The sequence below is a fragment of the Streptomyces sp. NPDC002057 genome (genome assembly GCF_040296665.1).
GTDB lineage: Bacteria > Actinomycetota > Actinomycetes > Streptomycetales > Streptomycetaceae > Streptomyces.
This window is the reverse complement of record NZ_JBEOXR010000011.1, coordinates 96,330-111,638: the sequence shown is the minus strand read 5'-3', so window position 1 is coordinate 111,638 and position 15,309 is coordinate 96,330. Positions and strand designations below refer to the sequence as shown.

General features: G+C 73.0%; 17 protein-coding genes. 5 read left to right on the top strand and 12 right to left on the bottom strand.

Annotated features, from left to right (window positions below):
- Positions 1–122 precede the first annotated feature (122 nt).
- Positions 123–935, top strand: coding sequence for an SDR family oxidoreductase (locus tag ABT129_RS12340; RefSeq protein WP_351899987.1), 813 nt, complete (start codon positions 123–125; stop codon positions 933–935).
- An 83-nt stretch (positions 936–1,018) separates the two neighbouring features.
- On the top strand, positions 1,019–1,612 hold the full coding sequence (locus ABT129_RS12335) for a TetR/AcrR family transcriptional regulator (RefSeq protein WP_351899985.1): 594 nt from the start codon (positions 1,019–1,021) through the stop codon (positions 1,610–1,612).
- A gap of 7 nt (positions 1,613–1,619) precedes the next feature.
- Here ABT129_RS12335 and ABT129_RS12330 read toward each other — a convergent pair whose 3' ends face one another.
- Together ABT129_RS12330 and ABT129_RS12325 are read right to left on the bottom strand one after the other, a co-directional pair.
- Entirely contained in the window at positions 1,620–2,870 is a 1,251-nt protein-coding gene (locus ABT129_RS12330) for an acyl-CoA dehydrogenase family protein (RefSeq protein WP_351899983.1), read from the bottom strand.
- A 6-nt stretch (positions 2,871–2,876) separates the two neighbouring features.
- On the bottom strand, positions 2,877–3,899 hold the full coding sequence (locus tag ABT129_RS12325) for a phosphotransferase (protein ID WP_351899981.1): 1,023 nt from the start codon (positions 3,897–3,899) through the stop codon (positions 2,877–2,879).
- 132 nt (positions 3,900–4,031) lie between these two features.
- Between ABT129_RS12325 and ABT129_RS12320 the strand changes: the two genes are divergently transcribed.
- On the top strand, positions 4,032–5,378 hold the full coding sequence (locus ABT129_RS12320; RefSeq protein ID WP_351899979.1) for an enolase C-terminal domain-like protein: 1,347 nt from the start codon (positions 4,032–4,034) through the stop codon (positions 5,376–5,378).
- 55 nt (positions 5,379–5,433) lie between these two features.
- Here ABT129_RS12320 and ABT129_RS12315 read toward each other — a convergent pair whose 3' ends face one another.
- Together ABT129_RS12315 and ABT129_RS12310 are read right to left on the bottom strand one after the other, a co-directional pair.
- Positions 5,434–6,345 (bottom strand): MBL fold metallo-hydrolase, encoded by a 912-nt coding sequence (locus ABT129_RS12315; RefSeq protein WP_351899976.1) that lies wholly within the window; start codon positions 6,343–6,345, stop codon positions 5,434–5,436.
- Positions 6,346–6,436: 91 nt separating this feature from the next.
- Positions 6,437–6,733 (bottom strand): hypothetical protein, encoded by a 297-nt coding sequence (locus ABT129_RS12310; RefSeq protein ID WP_351899974.1) that lies wholly within the window; start codon positions 6,731–6,733, stop codon positions 6,437–6,439.
- Positions 6,734–6,892: 159 nt separating this feature from the next.
- Between ABT129_RS12310 and ABT129_RS12305 the strand changes: the two genes are divergently transcribed.
- Entirely contained in the window at positions 6,893–7,822 is a 930-nt protein-coding gene (locus ABT129_RS12305) for an NADP-dependent oxidoreductase (RefSeq protein ID WP_351899971.1), read from the top strand.
- 26 nt (positions 7,823–7,848) lie between these two features.
- On the opposite strand, the gene ABT129_RS12300 is transcribed toward ABT129_RS12305, so the two are convergent.
- From ABT129_RS12300 to ABT129_RS12280, 5 genes are all read right to left on the bottom strand, one after another.
- A complete protein-coding gene (locus tag ABT129_RS12300; RefSeq protein WP_502981737.1) occupies positions 7,849–8,112 on the bottom strand; it encodes a DUF202 domain-containing protein in 264 nt (87 codons plus the stop codon).
- 137 nt (positions 8,113–8,249) lie between these two features.
- The gene (locus ABT129_RS12295) at positions 8,250–8,645 is read right to left on the bottom strand and encodes a YidH family protein (RefSeq protein ID WP_351899969.1); all 396 of its coding nucleotides are present in this window, start codon (positions 8,643–8,645) and stop codon (positions 8,250–8,252) included.
- 191 nt (positions 8,646–8,836) lie between these two features.
- The gene (locus ABT129_RS12290) at positions 8,837–9,346 is read right to left on the bottom strand and encodes an NUDIX domain-containing protein (RefSeq protein WP_351899967.1); all 510 of its coding nucleotides are present in this window, start codon (positions 9,344–9,346) and stop codon (positions 8,837–8,839) included.
- A gap of 78 nt (positions 9,347–9,424) precedes the next feature.
- Entirely contained in the window at positions 9,425–10,189 is a 765-nt protein-coding gene (locus ABT129_RS12285) for a glucose 1-dehydrogenase (protein ID WP_351899964.1), read from the bottom strand.
- The gene (locus ABT129_RS12280) at positions 10,186–10,842 is read right to left on the bottom strand and encodes a TetR/AcrR family transcriptional regulator (protein WP_351899962.1); all 657 of its coding nucleotides are present in this window, start codon (positions 10,840–10,842) and stop codon (positions 10,186–10,188) included. The genes ABT129_RS12285 and ABT129_RS12280 overlap by 4 nt, the downstream gene beginning before the upstream one ends.
- A 118-nt stretch (positions 10,843–10,960) precedes the next feature.
- Between ABT129_RS12280 and ABT129_RS12275 the strand changes: the two genes are divergently transcribed.
- Complete coding sequence (locus ABT129_RS12275) at positions 10,961–12,616, top strand: FAD-binding dehydrogenase (protein WP_351899959.1); 1,656 nt, start codon at positions 10,961–10,963, stop codon at positions 12,614–12,616.
- A gap of 199 nt (positions 12,617–12,815) precedes the next feature.
- Here ABT129_RS12275 and ABT129_RS12270 read toward each other — a convergent pair whose 3' ends face one another.
- From ABT129_RS12270 to ABT129_RS12260, 3 genes are read right to left on the bottom strand one after another with little or no spacing between them, the layout of a single operon-like run.
- Positions 12,816–13,250 (bottom strand): ASCH domain-containing protein, encoded by a 435-nt coding sequence (locus tag ABT129_RS12270; protein WP_351899957.1) that lies wholly within the window; start codon positions 13,248–13,250, stop codon positions 12,816–12,818.
- A gap of 52 nt (positions 13,251–13,302) precedes the next feature.
- Positions 13,303–14,700 carry a GntT/GntP/DsdX family permease gene (locus ABT129_RS12265; protein ID WP_351899954.1) on the bottom strand — a complete coding sequence of 466 codons (1,398 nt, stop codon included), beginning with the start codon at positions 14,698–14,700 and terminating at the stop codon, positions 13,303–13,305.
- Between the two features lie 46 nt (positions 14,701–14,746).
- Positions 14,747–15,274, bottom strand: a complete 528-nt coding sequence (locus tag ABT129_RS12260) for a gluconokinase (RefSeq protein WP_351899952.1) — start codon at positions 15,272–15,274, stop codon at positions 14,747–14,749.
- Positions 15,275–15,309: the final 35 nt, after the last annotated feature.

Here is a 15,309-nt window from a genome sequence, read left to right as displayed (position 1 = left end):
CGAGGCGTGCGGGACGGGTCCGGTACGACCCTTCCCCGATCCCTTCCCTCTCTACATACCGACCGGTTAGTCTGCCGAGCGGAACGTCATGCCGTACGGCACGGGGAGAGGTGGATCACGCCATGAGCGCGGGTACGGGCACGGGTACGGGCACGGGTACGGACGGGAACGCGGGCGGCGTCCGGGGCGCCGGAGTCGTCGTCACGGGAGCGGGCGGCGGCATCGGCGCCGCCCTCGCCCGCCGGTTCGCCGCCGAGGGGGCCCGGGTCGTCGTCAACGACCTCGACCCCGAACGCACCAAGGCCGTCGCCGAGGAGATCGGCGCCCTCGCCGTCCCGGGCGACGCCTCCGCCGTCGTCGACGAGGCCCGCGAGGCCCTCGGCGGCACCGTCGACATCTGGTGCGCCAACGCCGGACTCTCCTCGCCCGGCGACGCCTTCGCCGACGAGGACGTCTGGGCCGCCGCCTGGGACGTCAACGTCATGGCCCACGTCCGCGCGGCCCGCGCCCTCCTCCCGGAGTGGCTGGAGCGCGGCAGCGGCCGGTTCGTCTCCACCGTCTCCGCCGCGGGCCTGCTCACCATGATCGGCGCGGCGCCGTACAGCGTCTCCAAGCACGGCGCCTACGCCTTCGCCGAGTGGCTCTCCCTCACCTACCGGCACCGCGGCCTCGCCGTCCACGCCATCTGCCCCCAGGGTGTCCGTACGGACATGCTCACGGCCGCCGGAACGGCCGGCGAGCTCGTCCTCGCCCCCACCGCCATCGAGCCCGAGGACGTCGCCGACGCCCTCCTCGACGCGATCGAGGCCGACCGCTTCCTCGTCCTGCCGCACCCCGAGGTGGCCGGTTTCTACCGCAACCGGGCCACCGACCCGGAGCGCTGGCTCACCACCATGAACCACGTCCAGCGGACCTGGGAGACGGGCACCCGTTAGCCGGCGCCCCGGCGGATGGGAAGATCTACCGGCGGGAACACGTTCCCCTGACCGAAAACGATCACCAAGGAAGGCGGCGGAGCATGGCCAGGACGACGGACGGGAGCGGCACACCCGTCCCCCAGAGGCTCCTCGCCGCCGCCACCCGGCTCTTCGCGGAGCAGGGGTACGACCGCACCTCCGTGCAGGAGATCGTCGAGGCCGCCGGTGTCACCAAGGGCGCCCTCTACCACTACTTCGGCTCCAAGGAGGACCTCCTCCAGGAGGTCTACGCCCGCGTCCTGCGCCTCCAGCAGGAGCGTCTCGACGCCTACGCGGACGCCGACGAGCCCATCGAGGTCCGGCTGCGCGCCGCCGCCGCGGACGTGGTCGTCACCACCATCGAGAACCTCGACGACGCCGCCATCTTCTTCCGCTCCATGCACCACCTGAGCCCGGAGAAGAACAAGCAGGTCAGGGCCGAGCGGCGCCGCTACCACGAGCGGTTCCGGGCCCTGGTCGAGGAGGGCCAGCAGGCCGGGGTCTTCTCGTCCGCGACCCCGGCGGACCTGGTGGTGGACTACCACTTCGGCTCCGTCCACCACCTGTCCACCTGGTACCGCCCGGACGGCCCGCTGGCGCCGCAGCAGGTCGCCGACCAGCTCGCCGACCTGCTGCTGCGCGCGCTCCGTCCCTGAGCCGCGGCTACAGGTACTTCTTCAGCTCCCGGTGGGCCAGCGACCGCTGGTGCACCTCGTCCGGCCCGTCCGCGAGCTTCAGCGTCCGCGCCGCCGCCCACAGCTCGGCCAGCGGGAAGTCCTGCGAGACCCCGCCCGCCCCGTGCGCCTGCACGGCCCGGTCGATGATGTCGACCACCGCGCGCGGGGTCGCGATCTTGATGGCCTGGATCTCGGTGTGGGCGCCGCGGTTGCCGACGGTGTCCATGAGCCAGGCCGTCTTGAGGACGAGGAGCCGGAGCTGCTCGATCGTCACGCGGGCGTCCGCGATCCAGTTCTGGACGACGCCCTGCTGGGCGAGCGTCTTGCCGAAGGCGGTACGGGAGACCGCGCGCCGGCACGTCAGCTCCACGGCCCGCTCGGCCATGCCGATGAGCCGCATGCAGTGGTGGATGCGGCCGGGGCCGAGCCGGGCCTGGGCGATGGCGAAGCCGCCGCCCTCCTCGCCGACGAGGTTCGAGGCGGGGACACGGACGTCGTGGAACACGACCTCGGCGTGACCGCCGTGGGAGTGGTCCTCGTAGCCGTACACCCGCATCGCCCGGCGGACCTCCACGCCGGGGGTGTCGCGCGGCACGAGGATCATCGACTGCTGGCGGCGGATGTCCGCGCCGTCGGGGTCGGTCTTCCCCATCACGATGAAGACCTTGCAGTCGGGGTTCATCGCCCCGGAGATGTACCACTTGCGGCCGCTGACGACGTACGATCCCCCGCTCTCGGCTCCGCCCGAGCGGGAGGTGCCCCCCTCGTCCCGCCGGATCCGGGTCTCGATGTTCGTCGCGTCGGAGGAGGCGACCTCGGGCTCGGTCATCGCGAAGGCCGAGCGGATCTCGCCCGCCAGGAGCGGCTCCAGCCACTGTTTCCTCTGCGCCTCGTCGCCGAACTGGGCGAGCAGCTCCATGTTCCCGGTGTCCGGGGCGGCGCAGTTGAGGGCGGTGGGGGCCAGGTGGGGGCTGCGTCCGGTGATCTCGGCGAGCGGCGCGTACTGGAGGTTGGTCAGCCCGGCCCCGTACGCGGCGTCGGGCAGGAAGAGGTTCCACAGACCCTGCCGCTTGGCCTCGGCCTTCAGCTCCTCGACGATCCGCGGGGTGTCCCACGGGGAGGGGAGCAGGGCCCGCTGTTCCTCGGCGACGGCCTCGGCCGGGTACACGTGCTCGTCCATGAAGGCGAGGAGTCTCGCCCGCAGTTCCTCGGTGCGGGCGTCGTACGCGAAGTCCATGGCGGATCAGCCTTCCTGGAGGGTGGTGAGGCCGTGCTCGATGAAGACGGGGACGAGTTCGCCGATGCGGTCGAAGCCGGCGCCGACGGTCCGGCCGAGGGTGTAGCGGTAGTGGATGCCCTCCAGGATCACGGCGAGCTTGAACCAGGCGAAGGCCGTGTACCAGGCGAGGGCGGAGGTGTCGCGGCCCGAGCGGGCGGCGTAGCGCTCGACCAGTTCGGCGGCGCTCGGATGCCCGGGGGCCGTGGCGGTCGTGGAGATGGGGGAGTCCGGCAGGTGGAGCGGCGTGCTGTACATGACGAGCAGGCCGAGGTCGGTGAGCGGGTCGCCGAGGGTGGACATCTCCCAGTCGAGGACGGCCCGGATGCGGTCGTCCCCGTCGATGAGGACGTTGTCGAGCCGGTAGTCGCCGTGGATCACGGTGGGCGGCGGGGAGACGGGCAGCGCGCGGCCGAGGGCGGCGTGCAGCTCGTCGATCCCCGCCAGGTCGCGTCCGCGCGAGGCGTCGAGCTGCTTGCCCCAGCGGCGCAACTGCCGGTCGAGGAAGCCCTCGGGGCGCCCGAAGTCGCCGAGCCCGACGGAGTCGGGGTCCACGGCGTGCAGGTCGACGAGGGTGTCGACCAGGCCGAGGACGGCGGCGCGGGTGCGGTCGGGGCCGAGCGGGGCGAGTTCGTCCGCCGAGCGGTACGGCGTGCCGTCGACGAACTCCATGACGTAGAAGGGCGCCCCGAGCACGGAGTCGTCCTCGCAGAGCAGCAGCGTCTCCGGGACGGGCACGTCCGTGGTGTGCAGGGCGCTGATGACGCGGTGCTCGCGCCGCATGTCGTGGGCGGTGGCGAGGACGTGGCCGAGCGGCGGCCGGCGGACCACCCAGCGGCCGGTGCCGTCGGTCACGACGTACGTCAGGTTCGACCGGCCGCCTTCGATCAGCCGGGCTTCGAGGGGGCCGGACACCAGCCCTGGCCGCTCGCGGTCGAGGAAGCGGCGCAGCTGCTCGGGGTCGAGACCTGGCGGCGGGGCGGAACTCATACGTGCGTACCTCCGGATCGGCTTCGGTCGGCGTTCATGATGACCGACCAGTCGGTATGTCGTCCAGGGGGGTGCCGGGAAAGCGCTGTGGATGCTCTGGTCTCCGGTCGAGTCTCTGAATAGAGTTCACATATGGATGCGAAGCTGATCGTCGACGAAGTCCGGCTGACCCCGATCCTCATCTCCGACCCGCCTCTCCTCAACGTCCAGGGGGTCCATCAGCCGTACACGCCCCGGCTCGTGGTCGAGGTGGTCACCAGGGGAGGGGTGAGCGGCCTCGGGGAGACGTACGGAGACGGCGTGTACCTGGACCTCGCGCGCCCGCTGGCGGAGGCGCTCCAGGGTCGACCGGTCACGGATGTGAACAGCCTCTTCGCGCTCGCGGAGAGCGCCGACACGGGCGCCGACGCGAACGCGAGCGCGAACGCGGGCGACGGCGGGGAGACCGGGCCGGGCCAGGCCTCCGGCGTCGACGCCGGAGGCCTGCGCGGTGTCCGGACCGCCGACAAGCTCCGCCTCTCCGTCGTCTCCGCCTTCGAGACCGCCTGTCTCGACGCCCTCGGCAAGTCCCTCGGCCTGCCCGTCCACGCCCTGCTCGGCGGCAAGGTCCGCGACACCGTCGAGTACAGCGCCTACCTCTTCCACCGCTGGGCCGCCCACCCCGGCGCGGACGCCTCGTCCCGGCCGGCGGACGACTGGGGCGCGGCCCTCGACCCCGCCGGCATCGTCGCCCAGGCCCGCCGCTTCGACCGCGAGTACGGCTTCCGGTCCTTCAAGCTCAAGGGCGGGGTGTTCGCGCCCGAACGGGAGGTCGCCGCGATCCGCGCGCTCGCCGAGGCGTTTCCCGGCCGCCCGCTCCGCCTCGACCCCAACGGCGCCTGGTCCGTGCGGACCTCCCTCGCCGTCGCGCGCGAACTGGAGGACGTGCTGGAGTACCTGGAGGACCCGGCGAGCGGCACCGACGCCATGGCCGAGATCGCCGCCGGCACCGACGTGCCGCTCGCGACCAACATGTGCGTCACCACGTTCGAGGAGGTCCCGGAGGCCTTCGCGAAGGGGGCGGTACGGATCGTCCTCTGCGACCACCACTACTGGGGCGGCCTCGGGCGCACCCGTGAACTGGCCGCCCTCTGCCGGACGTACGGCGTCGGGCTCTCCATGCACTCCAACACCCACCTGGGCATCAGCCTCGCCGCCATGACCCAGGTCGCCGCCACCCTGCCCGAACTGCGCCACGCCTGCGACACCCACTACCCGTGGCAGACGGAGGACGTCGTCACCACCCGCCCCGTCTTCCGGGACGGCCGGCTCACGGTCTCCGACGCGCCCGGCCTCGGCGTCGAGCTCGACCGGGCCGCCCTCGCCGCCCTGCACCGCCGCTGGCTCGACGACGACGGCACCCTGCGGGACCGCGACGACGCGGCGGCGATGCGCGTCGCGGACCCGGAGTGGCGCACGCCGGAGGTCCCCCGCTGGTGACCCCTGAACCAGGCGCCCGCCCCACCCCGTCCCGGCGCGCACGCGCGCGCGTGGCTCAGGCGTGGCAGGCCACCGGCACCCCGCCGTTCATCGCCGCCATGTCGCCGAAGACCGCCACCGGGTCGAGCGGCGACCCCTCGGCCAGCCCCTCCAGCTCGGCGTACGCCCGGTGCAGGTTCGCCACCAGGCGCTCGCTCTCCCGCCACGCGGCGAACTCGCCGAGTTCCGCCCGCCGCGCCGTCTCCAGCGGCGTCGCCCCGCGCGCGTACCCCTCGGTGGCCAGCTCCCGCACCCGGAGCAGATAGCGCTCCGTCGCGTCGTACGCCGACGGGTCGGTCACCCGGCCGTGGCCCGGCACGACCGTCGGCGCGTCGAGGGAGCGCAGCAGGTCGAGCGCGCGCAGGGAACCGGCGAGCGAACCCATCGGCAGGAAGGGGGTCCCGCCGTGGAAGACCAGGTCGCCGGTGAAGACGACACCCTGCTCGGGCAGGTGCACGATCGAGTCGCCCGTGGTGTGCGCGGGCCCCGGGTGGATCACCCGCACCTCGATGTCGCCGACGTACAGCGTCAGCCGCTCGCGGTACGTGACGGACGGCGGCAGGATGTCGACCTTCCCGAAGTCGGTCTGCGGCCACAGGAGATGGAGCTGGTGCCCGGCCGCGAGCTGCTCGCTCCGGCAGTTCTCGTGCCCGACGATCCGGGCCTCCGGCAGGAACACCCCGTTGCCGTAGGTGTGGTCGCCGTGGTGGTGGGTCGAGACGATGGTCCCCGGGAGCGGGAGGCCCTCGCCGAGGAGCGCCTCCCGCAGCCGTCGCGCCCGGCGCTCGGTCGCCGCGGTGTCGACGAGCAGCGACTCGCGGGCGTCGCCGAGGAATCCGGCGTTGTTCAGGCACCAGCCTCCGTCGGGCTGGACGAAGGCGTGGACGTTCGGTGCGAGCGCGACCACATAGGGATCGGTGGCAGACAAAGGGATTCCCCCGGATGAGAGCCCGACTGGACAGGGGAAGAGTGCCAGTCGGCCCTGACCCGGGGGAAGTCGGAGCGGCTCCGGGACCGGATCAGTGGTCGTCCCAGTGCCCGTCGTGCGCCGCGTGCCGGTGCCCGTCGTGCACGTAGTCGACGTGGTCCCCGTGGGCCACCGTGAGGTGGCCGCAGTCGGGCCCGTGCGCGTGCTCGTGGGCCTCGTGGGAGACGTGACCGGCCTGCTCGCACTCGTCCCAGTGGCCGGAGTGCTCGCGGTGCAGGTGCCCGTCGTGCGCGTAGTCGACGTGGTCCCCGTGGGGCACCGCCTCGTGGCCGCAGTCGGGGCCGTGGGCGTGGGTGTGCGCGGGGTGCTCGTGGTGGAGAACGGTCATCACATGGCCTCTGTGAGGGGGCGGACTGACCGTTCCAGGCTAGTCCGGTACGCACCTCTCGTCCCGCTTCGGTGCCTCTGTCCCTCCCGTGTCCTTCCGTCGCGCACGTCGCCCCGACGCCGAGTTGCGGACGCCCCGGGCCGCGCCGAGGGTCGGGGTATGAAGGCGATCAGCTACAGCCGGTACGGCGGTCCCGAGGTCCTGGAGTACGGCGAGCTGCCCGACCCGAAGATCGGACCCGACGCGGTCCTGGTCAGGGTGCGGGCGGCGGCCGTCAACCCGGTCGACTGGAAGTGCCAGGCCGGGTACCTCGACGGAATGATGGACGCGGTCTTCCCCGTCGTCCCCGGCTGGGACGTCTCCGGCGTCGTGGTCCGGCCCGGCGTCTCCGTCACCGAGTTCGCCGAGGGCGACGAGGTCATGGGCTACGTCCGCGAGGACTTCCTCTCCCGGGGCACCTTCGCGGAGTACGTCGCCGCCCCCGTCCGTACCCTCGCCCGCAAGCCGCGCACGCTCGGCTTCGAGGAGTCCGCCGCGCTGCCGCTCGTCGGTCTCACCGCCTACCAGGTGCTCCACCAGGCCCTCACCGTCGGCCCGGGGGACACCGTGCTGGTGCACGCGGCGGCCGGCGGGGTCGGTTCGATGGCGGTGCAGATCGCCCGCCACCTCGGCTGCCGGGTCATCGGCGCGGCCCGGGACGCGGGTCTCGAACGGGTCGCGGAACTCGGCGCCGAGCCGGTCCGCTACGACGAGACGACCTTCGCCGACCAGGTCCGCGCCCTCGCCCCGCAGGGCGTGGACGCCGTCCTCGACACCATCGGAGGACCGTTCCTGCGGATCTCCGCCGGGCTCCTCGCCCCGGGCGGCCGGCTCGCCTCGATCGCCGACGGGGAGGTCCTCGCCCTCGGCGGCCGCTACTTCTGGGTCCGCCCGGACGCGGTGGACCTCGCGGCCCTCGCCGACCTGGTCGACGAAGGCGTCCTGACCGTACGGGTGGCCAGGACGTTCCCGCTGGAGCGGGCGGCGGACGCGCAGCGCGCGAACGCCGCGGGCGGCCTCAACGGCAAGGTCGTCGTCACCGTCCCCTGACGGTCGTCATGCCCCCGGGCGAGGGCTCACCAGATCATCGCCGCGCCGCACACGGCGAGCGCGATCGTGCATCCGGCCGCGAGCAGCCCGCCCCGGTGCGAGAGGGGCCGGGGCCTGGCCGCGGCCAGGGACCGGATCCGGCGGTGGGCGACGGCCAGGAAGCCGATCCACACCAGCGCCGAGAGCGCGAGTCCGGTGAGGCCCAGGGGTGTGATCTCGTCGTGGACGGCCAGCTTGACGGCGAGCACCGCGACGATCGTGCACGACAGGGTCGTGCGCCGCCAGGCCAGCCGCGTCCGCTCCGGCTGAAGCCCGGGATCCCGGGCCTCGGCGGAGGCGGCGGGGGCCGGGCCCCCCTCGGCGGCGGGGCCGGGGGCGGAGGCTCCCTGCGCCGCGGGGTCGGGATCCCGGTCCCCGCCCGCCGGGCTCACCGCCCGGCCCAGCCGAAGACGACGACCACCACCATCGCGAGCGCCACCGCGGCCACCGCGAAGCTCAGCACCGCGGGGAACCGGGAGACCGGCAGGTCCTCACCGCGCCGCATCGCCCGCTCGCAGCGCACCCAGTGGTTCACGGCCCGCAGCGCGCACAGCACCCCGGCCGCGAGCAGGGCGAGCGCGAGCCCGACCCGTACGCCCCACCGCAGGTCCGGCAGGAACTGGTCGACGGCGAAACCGCCGCCGACGAGTGCGAGCGCGGTCCGGATCCAGGCGAGGAAGGTCCGCTCGTTGGCGAGGGAGAAGCGGTAGTCGGGGGTCTCTCCCTCGTCCCGGATCCGCTGCGGTGCGAACCACAGCCGCAGGCTCTGCACGAAATCGCTCACACGTGCACCCTAGCGGTCAGATGTTCGCCCCGCCCGGCCCGCCCGGACCCCTTGGCCCGGCCCGCCCGGACCCCTTGGCCCGGCCCGCCCGGACCCGTCGGCCGTGACCCGCCCGGACCCCCCGACCGGGTCGCTCCAGCCCGGCCGCCCGGCCCCCGACCCGCTTCCCGCCCCCGTACCCCCCGCCGCCATCACCAGCGCGTCCGCAGCCGCTCGTGCGCGGCGAGCCCGTCCGGCACCCACTCCCAGTCGTCCAGCCGCCGGTCCAGCTCCTCCTCCGTCAGGAAGGAGTGCCAGGCGACCTCCTCCACCTGCGGGTGGACGGGCAGGTCGCAGCGCACCTCGTACACGGCCGACCACCACTTCCCGGCCACGCCCTCGGAGTCGTACAGGAAGCGCAGGACCGGCTCGGGGCGCGGGAGCCCGGAGACCCCCAGTTCCTCCTCGGCCTCGCGCAGCGCGGCCTCGTCGTAGGACTCGCCCGCGCCGACGACCCCGCCGACGAACATGTCGTACAGCCCGGGGAAGACCAGCTTGGTCGGGGTCCTGCGGTGGACGAAGACCCGCCCCGAGGCGTCCCGGACCCGGACGAAGACGCAGCGGTGGATCAGGCCCCGCGCGTACACCTCGCCGCGTGGGGCCCGGCCGACCACCCGGTCGTGCTCGTCGACGACATCGAGAATCTCTTCAGCGGCGCTCATGCCGCCATCCAAGCAAACCCGCCGGGGACGCCGCCCGCCCTCGGCGGGACGGCCACCCCGACCGGCTCGGCGCGCCCGTCACTGCCCCATGACGTACTTGACCGTCGGCCCGGTGGTCCAGCCGCCGTCCACCGCCAGCTCCGCCCCCGTCACGTACGAGGCCGCGTCCGACAGCAGGAAGACGACCGCGCCCGCGATCTCGTCGGCCTCGCCGACCCGGCCCATCGGCGTGTTCGGGTACCTGCCCTCGCCGCGCTCGATGCCGACGGAGGCGGTCATCGGGGTGTAGGTCATGCCCGGGTGGACGGAGTTGACGCGGATCCCCGCCGTGCCGAGCTCCACCGCGCCGATCTTCGTCAGACCCCGGACGCCCCACTTGGAGGCGCCGTACCCGGCGGTCAGGGCGAGGCCCATGAGTCCGGCGGCCGAGGAGATGTTGACGATCGAGCCGCCGCCGGCCTCCTTCATCGCCGGTATCGCGGCCTTCATGCCGATGAAGACACCGGTCAGGTTGATGTCGAGGACCTTGCGGAAGTGCTCGACGGACTCGGTCTCCAGGAAGGCGCCGGTGGAGATGCCCGCGTTGTTCACCAGACCGTGCAGCCCGCCGAACTCCGCCACCGCGTACGCGACGGCCGCGGCCCACTCCTCCTCGGAGGTCACGTCGTGGTGGAGGAAGCGGGCCCGCTCGCCGAGCGCTTCGGCGGTCGCCGCGCCCTCCTCGTCCAGGACGTCGGTGAGCACGACGTTCGCGCCGGCCGCGACCGCCAGCCGGGCGGCCTCGGCGCCCAGGCCGCGGGCGCCGCCGGTGATGAGGACGGTCCTGCCGGTGAGGTCGTTCATGAAGGGTCCTTTCGGGGGAGGGGGTGTGCCTGCTCCGGCTGTGCGGCGCGCAGCAGGGCGGTGGTGGTCTCGACCAGATCGGCGAGGAAGAGCGGCTCCCCGGTGAGGGGTTCGGTGCCGTCGAGGTACTGCCGGGCCCGGTCCGCCATCGCCGCGCCGACCACGGTCAGTGCCAGGTCGAGGCGCTCCAGGAGCAGGGGCTCGGGCAGTCCGCCGGCGGCCAGCCGGTCCGCGATCCGCTCGATCAGGCGCCAGTAGCCGGTGCCGGCGAGCGTGGGGTGGGGGGTGCGGGTGCGCACGCCGCTCTCGTGGCTGAGCTGCGCGGAGATCCGCAGACAGCGGCGGCCGCGGTCGGTGCCCAGCTCGCTCGCCTCGGCCGTGACGAGGGCGGTGACCAGGGCGTGCACCTCGTCGGGGGCGGCCGCGAGCAGCGGGGCGAGCACGCTCTCCGTACGGAGCTGGCGGCCGGCCATCACCGCGTCGAGGAGTCCCGCGCGCGAGCCGAAGTGGTACTGCACGGCGGACGGGTTCGCCTGCCCCGCGCGGGCCACGATGTCGCGCAGCTGGGCTCCGTGCACGCCCTGGGCGGCGAAGAGTTCCTCCGCCGCGCGGATCAGTCTGTCCCGGGTCTCGGGCCCCGATGTCCTCGCCATGCGTCCATATTAATGCTCAGCATTAGAAAACGGGAGCGGGTGCCCGGCTGAGGGGGATCCCAAGGCCGGAACGGCGAAACGGTTGACTCGATACATCCGTGTATCCAAGATGCGGTCCATGTCCTACGACGCTGATGTGATCGTGATCGGGGCCGGCCTCGCCGGGCTCGTCGCCACCGCCGAGCTGGTCGACGCCGGCCGCACCGTGATCCTCCTCGACCAGGAACCCGAACAGTCGATCGGCGGCCAGGCCCACTGGTCCTTCGGCGGCCTCTTCCTCGTCGACTCGCCCGAACAGCGCAGGATGCGGGTCAAGGACAGTCACGCCCTCGCCCTCCAGGACTGGTACGGCACCGCGGGCTTCGACCGGACCGAGGACCACTGGCCCCGGAAATGGGCCGAGGCGTACGTCGACTTCGCCGCCGGCGAGAAGCGCTCCTGGCTCCACGCGCGCGGGGTCCGCTTCTTCCCCGTCGTCGGCTGGGCCGAGCGCGGCGGCTACGACGCCAACGGACACGGCAACTCCGTCCCCCGCTTCCACATCACCTGGGGGACCGGCCCCGGCCTCGTCGCCCCCTTCGAGCAGCGGGTCCGCGAGGGCGTCGCCCGCGGCCTCGTCCAGCCGCGCTTCCGCCACCGCGTCACCGCCCTCGGCCGTACCGCCGGAGCCGTGGACACCGTCACCGGCGAGATCCTGGAACCCTCCACCGCCGCCCGCGGCACCGCCAGCACCCGCACCCCCACCGGCACCTTCGAACTCCGCGCCCAGGCCGTGATCGTCACCTCCGGCGGCATCGGCGGCAACCACGACCTCGTCCGCGCCCAGTGGCCCGAGCGCCTGGGCACCCCGCCCGCCCGCATGCTCTCCGGAGTGCCCGCCCACGTCGACGGCCTGATGCTCGGCGTCGCCGAGAAGGCCGGTGCCCACCACATCAACCGCGACCGGATGTGGCATTACACCGAGGGCATCGAGAACTGGAACCCCATCTGGGCCCGGCACGGCATCCGCATCCTTCCCGGACCGTCCAGCCTCTGGCTGGACGCGACCGGCAAGCGGCTGCCGGTGCCGCTCTTCCCCGGATTCGACACCCTCGGCACCCTCGAACACATCATGCGGACCGGCCACGACCACACCTGGTTCGTCCTCGACAAGAAGATCATCGGCAAGGAGTTCGCCCTCTCGGGCTCCGAGCAGAACCCCGACCTCACCGGCAAGTCCATCCGCGACGTCATCGGCCGCGCCCGCGCCGACGTCCCGGGCCCGGTCCGGGCGTTCATGGACAAGGGCGTCGACTTCGTCGTCGAGAACGACCTCCCGGCCCTCGTCCGCGGCATGAACCGGATCACCGGCGAGGACCTGATCGACGAGACCGCGCTCCGCCGCGAGATCACCGCCCGCGACCGCGAGATCGCCAACCCCTTCACCAAGGACCTCCAGGTCACGGCGATCCACGGAGCCCGCCGCTACCTGGGCGACAAGCTGATCCGTACGGCGACCCCGCACCGCATCCTGGACCCCAAGGCGGGCCCGCTCATCGCCGTCCGCCTCAACATCCTCACCCGCAAGTCCCTCGGCGGCCTGGAGACCGACCTCGACTCCCGCGTCCTCACGGAGGGCGGCGAGCCCCTGGCGGGCCTGTACGCGGCGGGCGAGGCGGCCGGCTTCGGAGGCGGCGGCGTCCACGGCTACCGCTCCCTCGAAGGCACCTTCCTCGGCGGCTGCATCTTCTCGGGAAGGGCGGCGGGCCGGGCGGCGGCGAAGGCGGTGAGCTGACGCACGGCCGGCCGGTGAGGCAGCTGGTGAGCTGACGCACGGCCGACCGGTGAGGCAGGCGGTGGGCCGACGCACGGCCGGCCGGCGGGGCGAGCCCGGGCATCGCGCTCCTCCGCCGGGCGGCCGACGACGATGCCCCGTCGATCCGCGACCCCGCGCACCGCCTCCCCGTGGACCGACTCCTGGCGGTCCCGGCCCCTCAGCCGTCGAGCTGAAGGACCTCCACCACCTTGAACCACTCCACGACCAGCACCGTCTCCTCGTCCACCACGAACTCCGGGTCCCCCAGCGCCTCCCGCATCTCCTCGCTGTGCCAGAAGCTCTCGTGGCCCGCGCGCCACTCCGCGACCGACCGGTATCCCTCGCCCTCGCCGAGCGCGAGGCGGAGGTCCGCGTCGCGCAGGGGCAGGACGTGGACCTCGGTGATCTCCACGACCGCCACCTCGCGGCCGTCCGAGTCGATGACGGCCGAGCGTTCGCCGACCTCCGGCAGGTCCTCGTTCTCGATCTCGTACTCCACGAGGAGCCCCGTCGTGGCGGTCTTCTCGCCGGCGAGCACCGCCGCGACGAGCTGGTCCCGCAGCGGGCCGGGGAAGGCGAGGAGGAAGGGCTTGAGCGCGTGAGGGCCGGTCATGGCCGACAGTCTGTCAGCCACGACCGGCCCTCACCTCCGGATTTCCGCCGGGCTACAGCACCAGCGACAGCAGCAGCACGAACACGATGCCCACGACCGAGATGATCGTCTCCATCACCGACCAGGTCTTGATCGTCTGGCCGACGGTCATCCCGAAGTACTCCTTCACCAGCCAGAACCCGGCGTCGTTGACGTGGCTGAAGAAGAGCGAGCCCGCGCCGATCGCCAGGACGAGGAGCGCCGTCTCACCGGTCGACATGCCCTCCGCGAGCGGGGCCACGAGCCCCGCCGCCGAGATCGTCGCCACGGTCGCCGAGCCGGTCGCGAGGCGGATCGCGACGGCGATCAGCCAGGCGAGCAGCAGGGCCGGGATGGACCAGTTCTCGGAGAGGTCCAGGATCATCTGGCCGACGCCGATGTCGATCAGGGTCTGCTTGAAGCCGCCGCCCGCGCCGACGATGAGGAGCACGCCCGCGATGGGGGCGAGGGACTTCTCGACGGTGGTGGAGAGCCGCTCCTTGGTGAAGCCGGCCGCGCGGCCCAGGGTGAAGAGCGCCACTATGACGGCGGCGAGCAGCGCGATCAGCGGGGAGCCGATGACGTCGGTGACCTTCTGGACGCTGTTCTCGGGGTCGTCGACGACGATGTCGACGAGCGCCTTCACCAGCATCAGGACGACCGGCAGCATGACGGTCGCGACGGTGACGCCGAAGCCGGGGCGCTTCTCCAGGTCCTCGGACGGCCGGGCCGGGATCATGTTCTCGGGGGCCGGGATGTCGACCCAGCGGGCGGCGTACCGGGAGAAGACCGGGCCGGCGATGATCACGGTCGGGACGGCCACGACGAGACCGAGGGCGAGGGTGACGCCCAGGTTGGCGCCGACCGCGTCGATCGCGACGAGCGGGCCGGGGTGCGGCGGGATGAGCCCGTGCATCACCGAGAGGCCGGCGAGGGCGGGGATGCCGATCCGCATCAGGGAGTAGTTGCCGCGCTTGGCGACCATGAGGACGACCGGGATCAGCAGCACGATGCCGACCTCGAAGAAGAGCGGCAGGCCGATCACCGAGGCGATGAGCACCATGGCCCAGGGCATGGCCCGGCCACTGGCCTTGGCCAGGATCGTGTCGACGATCTGGTCGGCGCCTCCCGAGTCGGCGAGCAGCTTGCCGAGGATGGCGCCGAGGGCGATCAGGACGCCCACGCCGGCGACGGTGGCGCCGAGGCCGGTGGTGAACGACTTGATGGTGTCCGCGAGCGGGGCCCCGGCGAACGCGCCGAGCGCGAGCGAGCCGATGGTGAGCGCCAGGAACGCGTGCAGCTTGAACCTGGTGATGAGCACGACGATGACGGCGATGCCGGCGAGTACGGCGATGCCGAGCTGGGCGTTGCCTGCCGAGGTGATCGGTTCGGCGGCGTCCGCTGCCAGGATCTCGACGCTGAGACTGGGCACGGTGGTGTCCTTCGTACGAGCGGGGGAACGGGGACGGGACGAGAGGTCAGAGGGCGATGCCGCGCAGGGCGGCGACGGCCCGGGCGGCGATCTCCTCGGGGGTGCCGGAGACGTCGACGGCGACGCCGGCCTCGTCCTCCCGCAGTGGTTGCAGGGTGGCGAACTGGGAGTCGAGGAGCGCCGTCGGCATGAAGTGGCCCTCGCGGGCGCCCATGCGCCGCTCGATCAGTTCCCGGTCACCGGTCAGGTGGAGGAAGACCACACCCGGGGCGGCGGCGCGCAGCCGGTCCCGGTAGCTCCGCTTCAGGGCGGAGCTGCTCACCACGCCGCCGAGTCCGGCCCGGTCGTGCGCCCACGCCCCGATGGCGTCGAGCCAGGGCTCCCGGTCGCTGTCGTCGAGGGGGACGCCGGCCGACATCTTGGCCACGTTCGCCGCCGGGTGGAAGTCGTCGCCCTCCGCGTAGGGGAGGGCCAGGGCCTCGGCGACCAGGGGTCCGATCGTGGTCTTGCCGGTCCCGGCGACGCCCATCACGACGACGACTGCCCTGGTCCCGGGCTGGGGGGTGGTGCTCATGGGGGGTGCCTCGCTGTCTTCTTCGACATCGATCC

Bases quoted from the DNA above. Each gene is read 5' to 3' on its own strand.
- ABT129_RS12340 (WP_351899987.1), top strand. From the start codon at position 123: ATGAGCGCGGGTACGGGCACGGGTACGGGCACGGGTACGGACGGGAAC.
- ABT129_RS12335 (WP_351899985.1), top strand. From the start codon at position 1,019: ATGGCCAGGACGACGGACGGGAGCGGCACACCCGTCCCCCAGAGGCTC.
- ABT129_RS12330 (WP_351899983.1), bottom strand. From the start codon at position 2,870: ATGGACTTCGCGTACGACGCCCGCACCGAGGAACTGCGGGCGAGACTC.
- ABT129_RS12325 (WP_351899981.1), bottom strand. From the start codon at position 3,899: ATGAGTTCCGCCCCGCCGCCAGGTCTCGACCCCGAGCAGCTGCGCCGC.
- ABT129_RS12320 (WP_351899979.1), top strand. From the start codon at position 4,032: ATGGATGCGAAGCTGATCGTCGACGAAGTCCGGCTGACCCCGATCCTC.
- ABT129_RS12310 (WP_351899974.1), bottom strand. From the start codon at position 6,733: ATGACCGTTCTCCACCACGAGCACCCCGCGCACACCCACGCCCACGGC.
- ABT129_RS12305 (WP_351899971.1), top strand. From the start codon at position 6,893: ATGAAGGCGATCAGCTACAGCCGGTACGGCGGTCCCGAGGTCCTGGAG.
- ABT129_RS12290 (WP_351899967.1), bottom strand. From the start codon at position 9,346: ATGAGCGCCGCTGAAGAGATTCTCGATGTCGTCGACGAGCACGACCGG.
- ABT129_RS12285 (WP_351899964.1), bottom strand. From the start codon at position 10,189: ATGAACGACCTCACCGGCAGGACCGTCCTCATCACCGGCGGCGCCCGC.
- ABT129_RS12280 (WP_351899962.1), bottom strand. From the start codon at position 10,842: ATGGCGAGGACATCGGGGCCCGAGACCCGGGACAGACTGATCCGCGCG.
- ABT129_RS12275 (WP_351899959.1), top strand. From the start codon at position 10,961: ATGTCCTACGACGCTGATGTGATCGTGATCGGGGCCGGCCTCGCCGGG.
- ABT129_RS12270 (WP_351899957.1), bottom strand. From the start codon at position 13,250: ATGACCGGCCCTCACGCGCTCAAGCCCTTCCTCCTCGCCTTCCCCGGC.
- ABT129_RS12260 (WP_351899952.1), bottom strand. From the start codon at position 15,274: ATGAGCACCACCCCCCAGCCCGGGACCAGGGCAGTCGTCGTCGTGATG.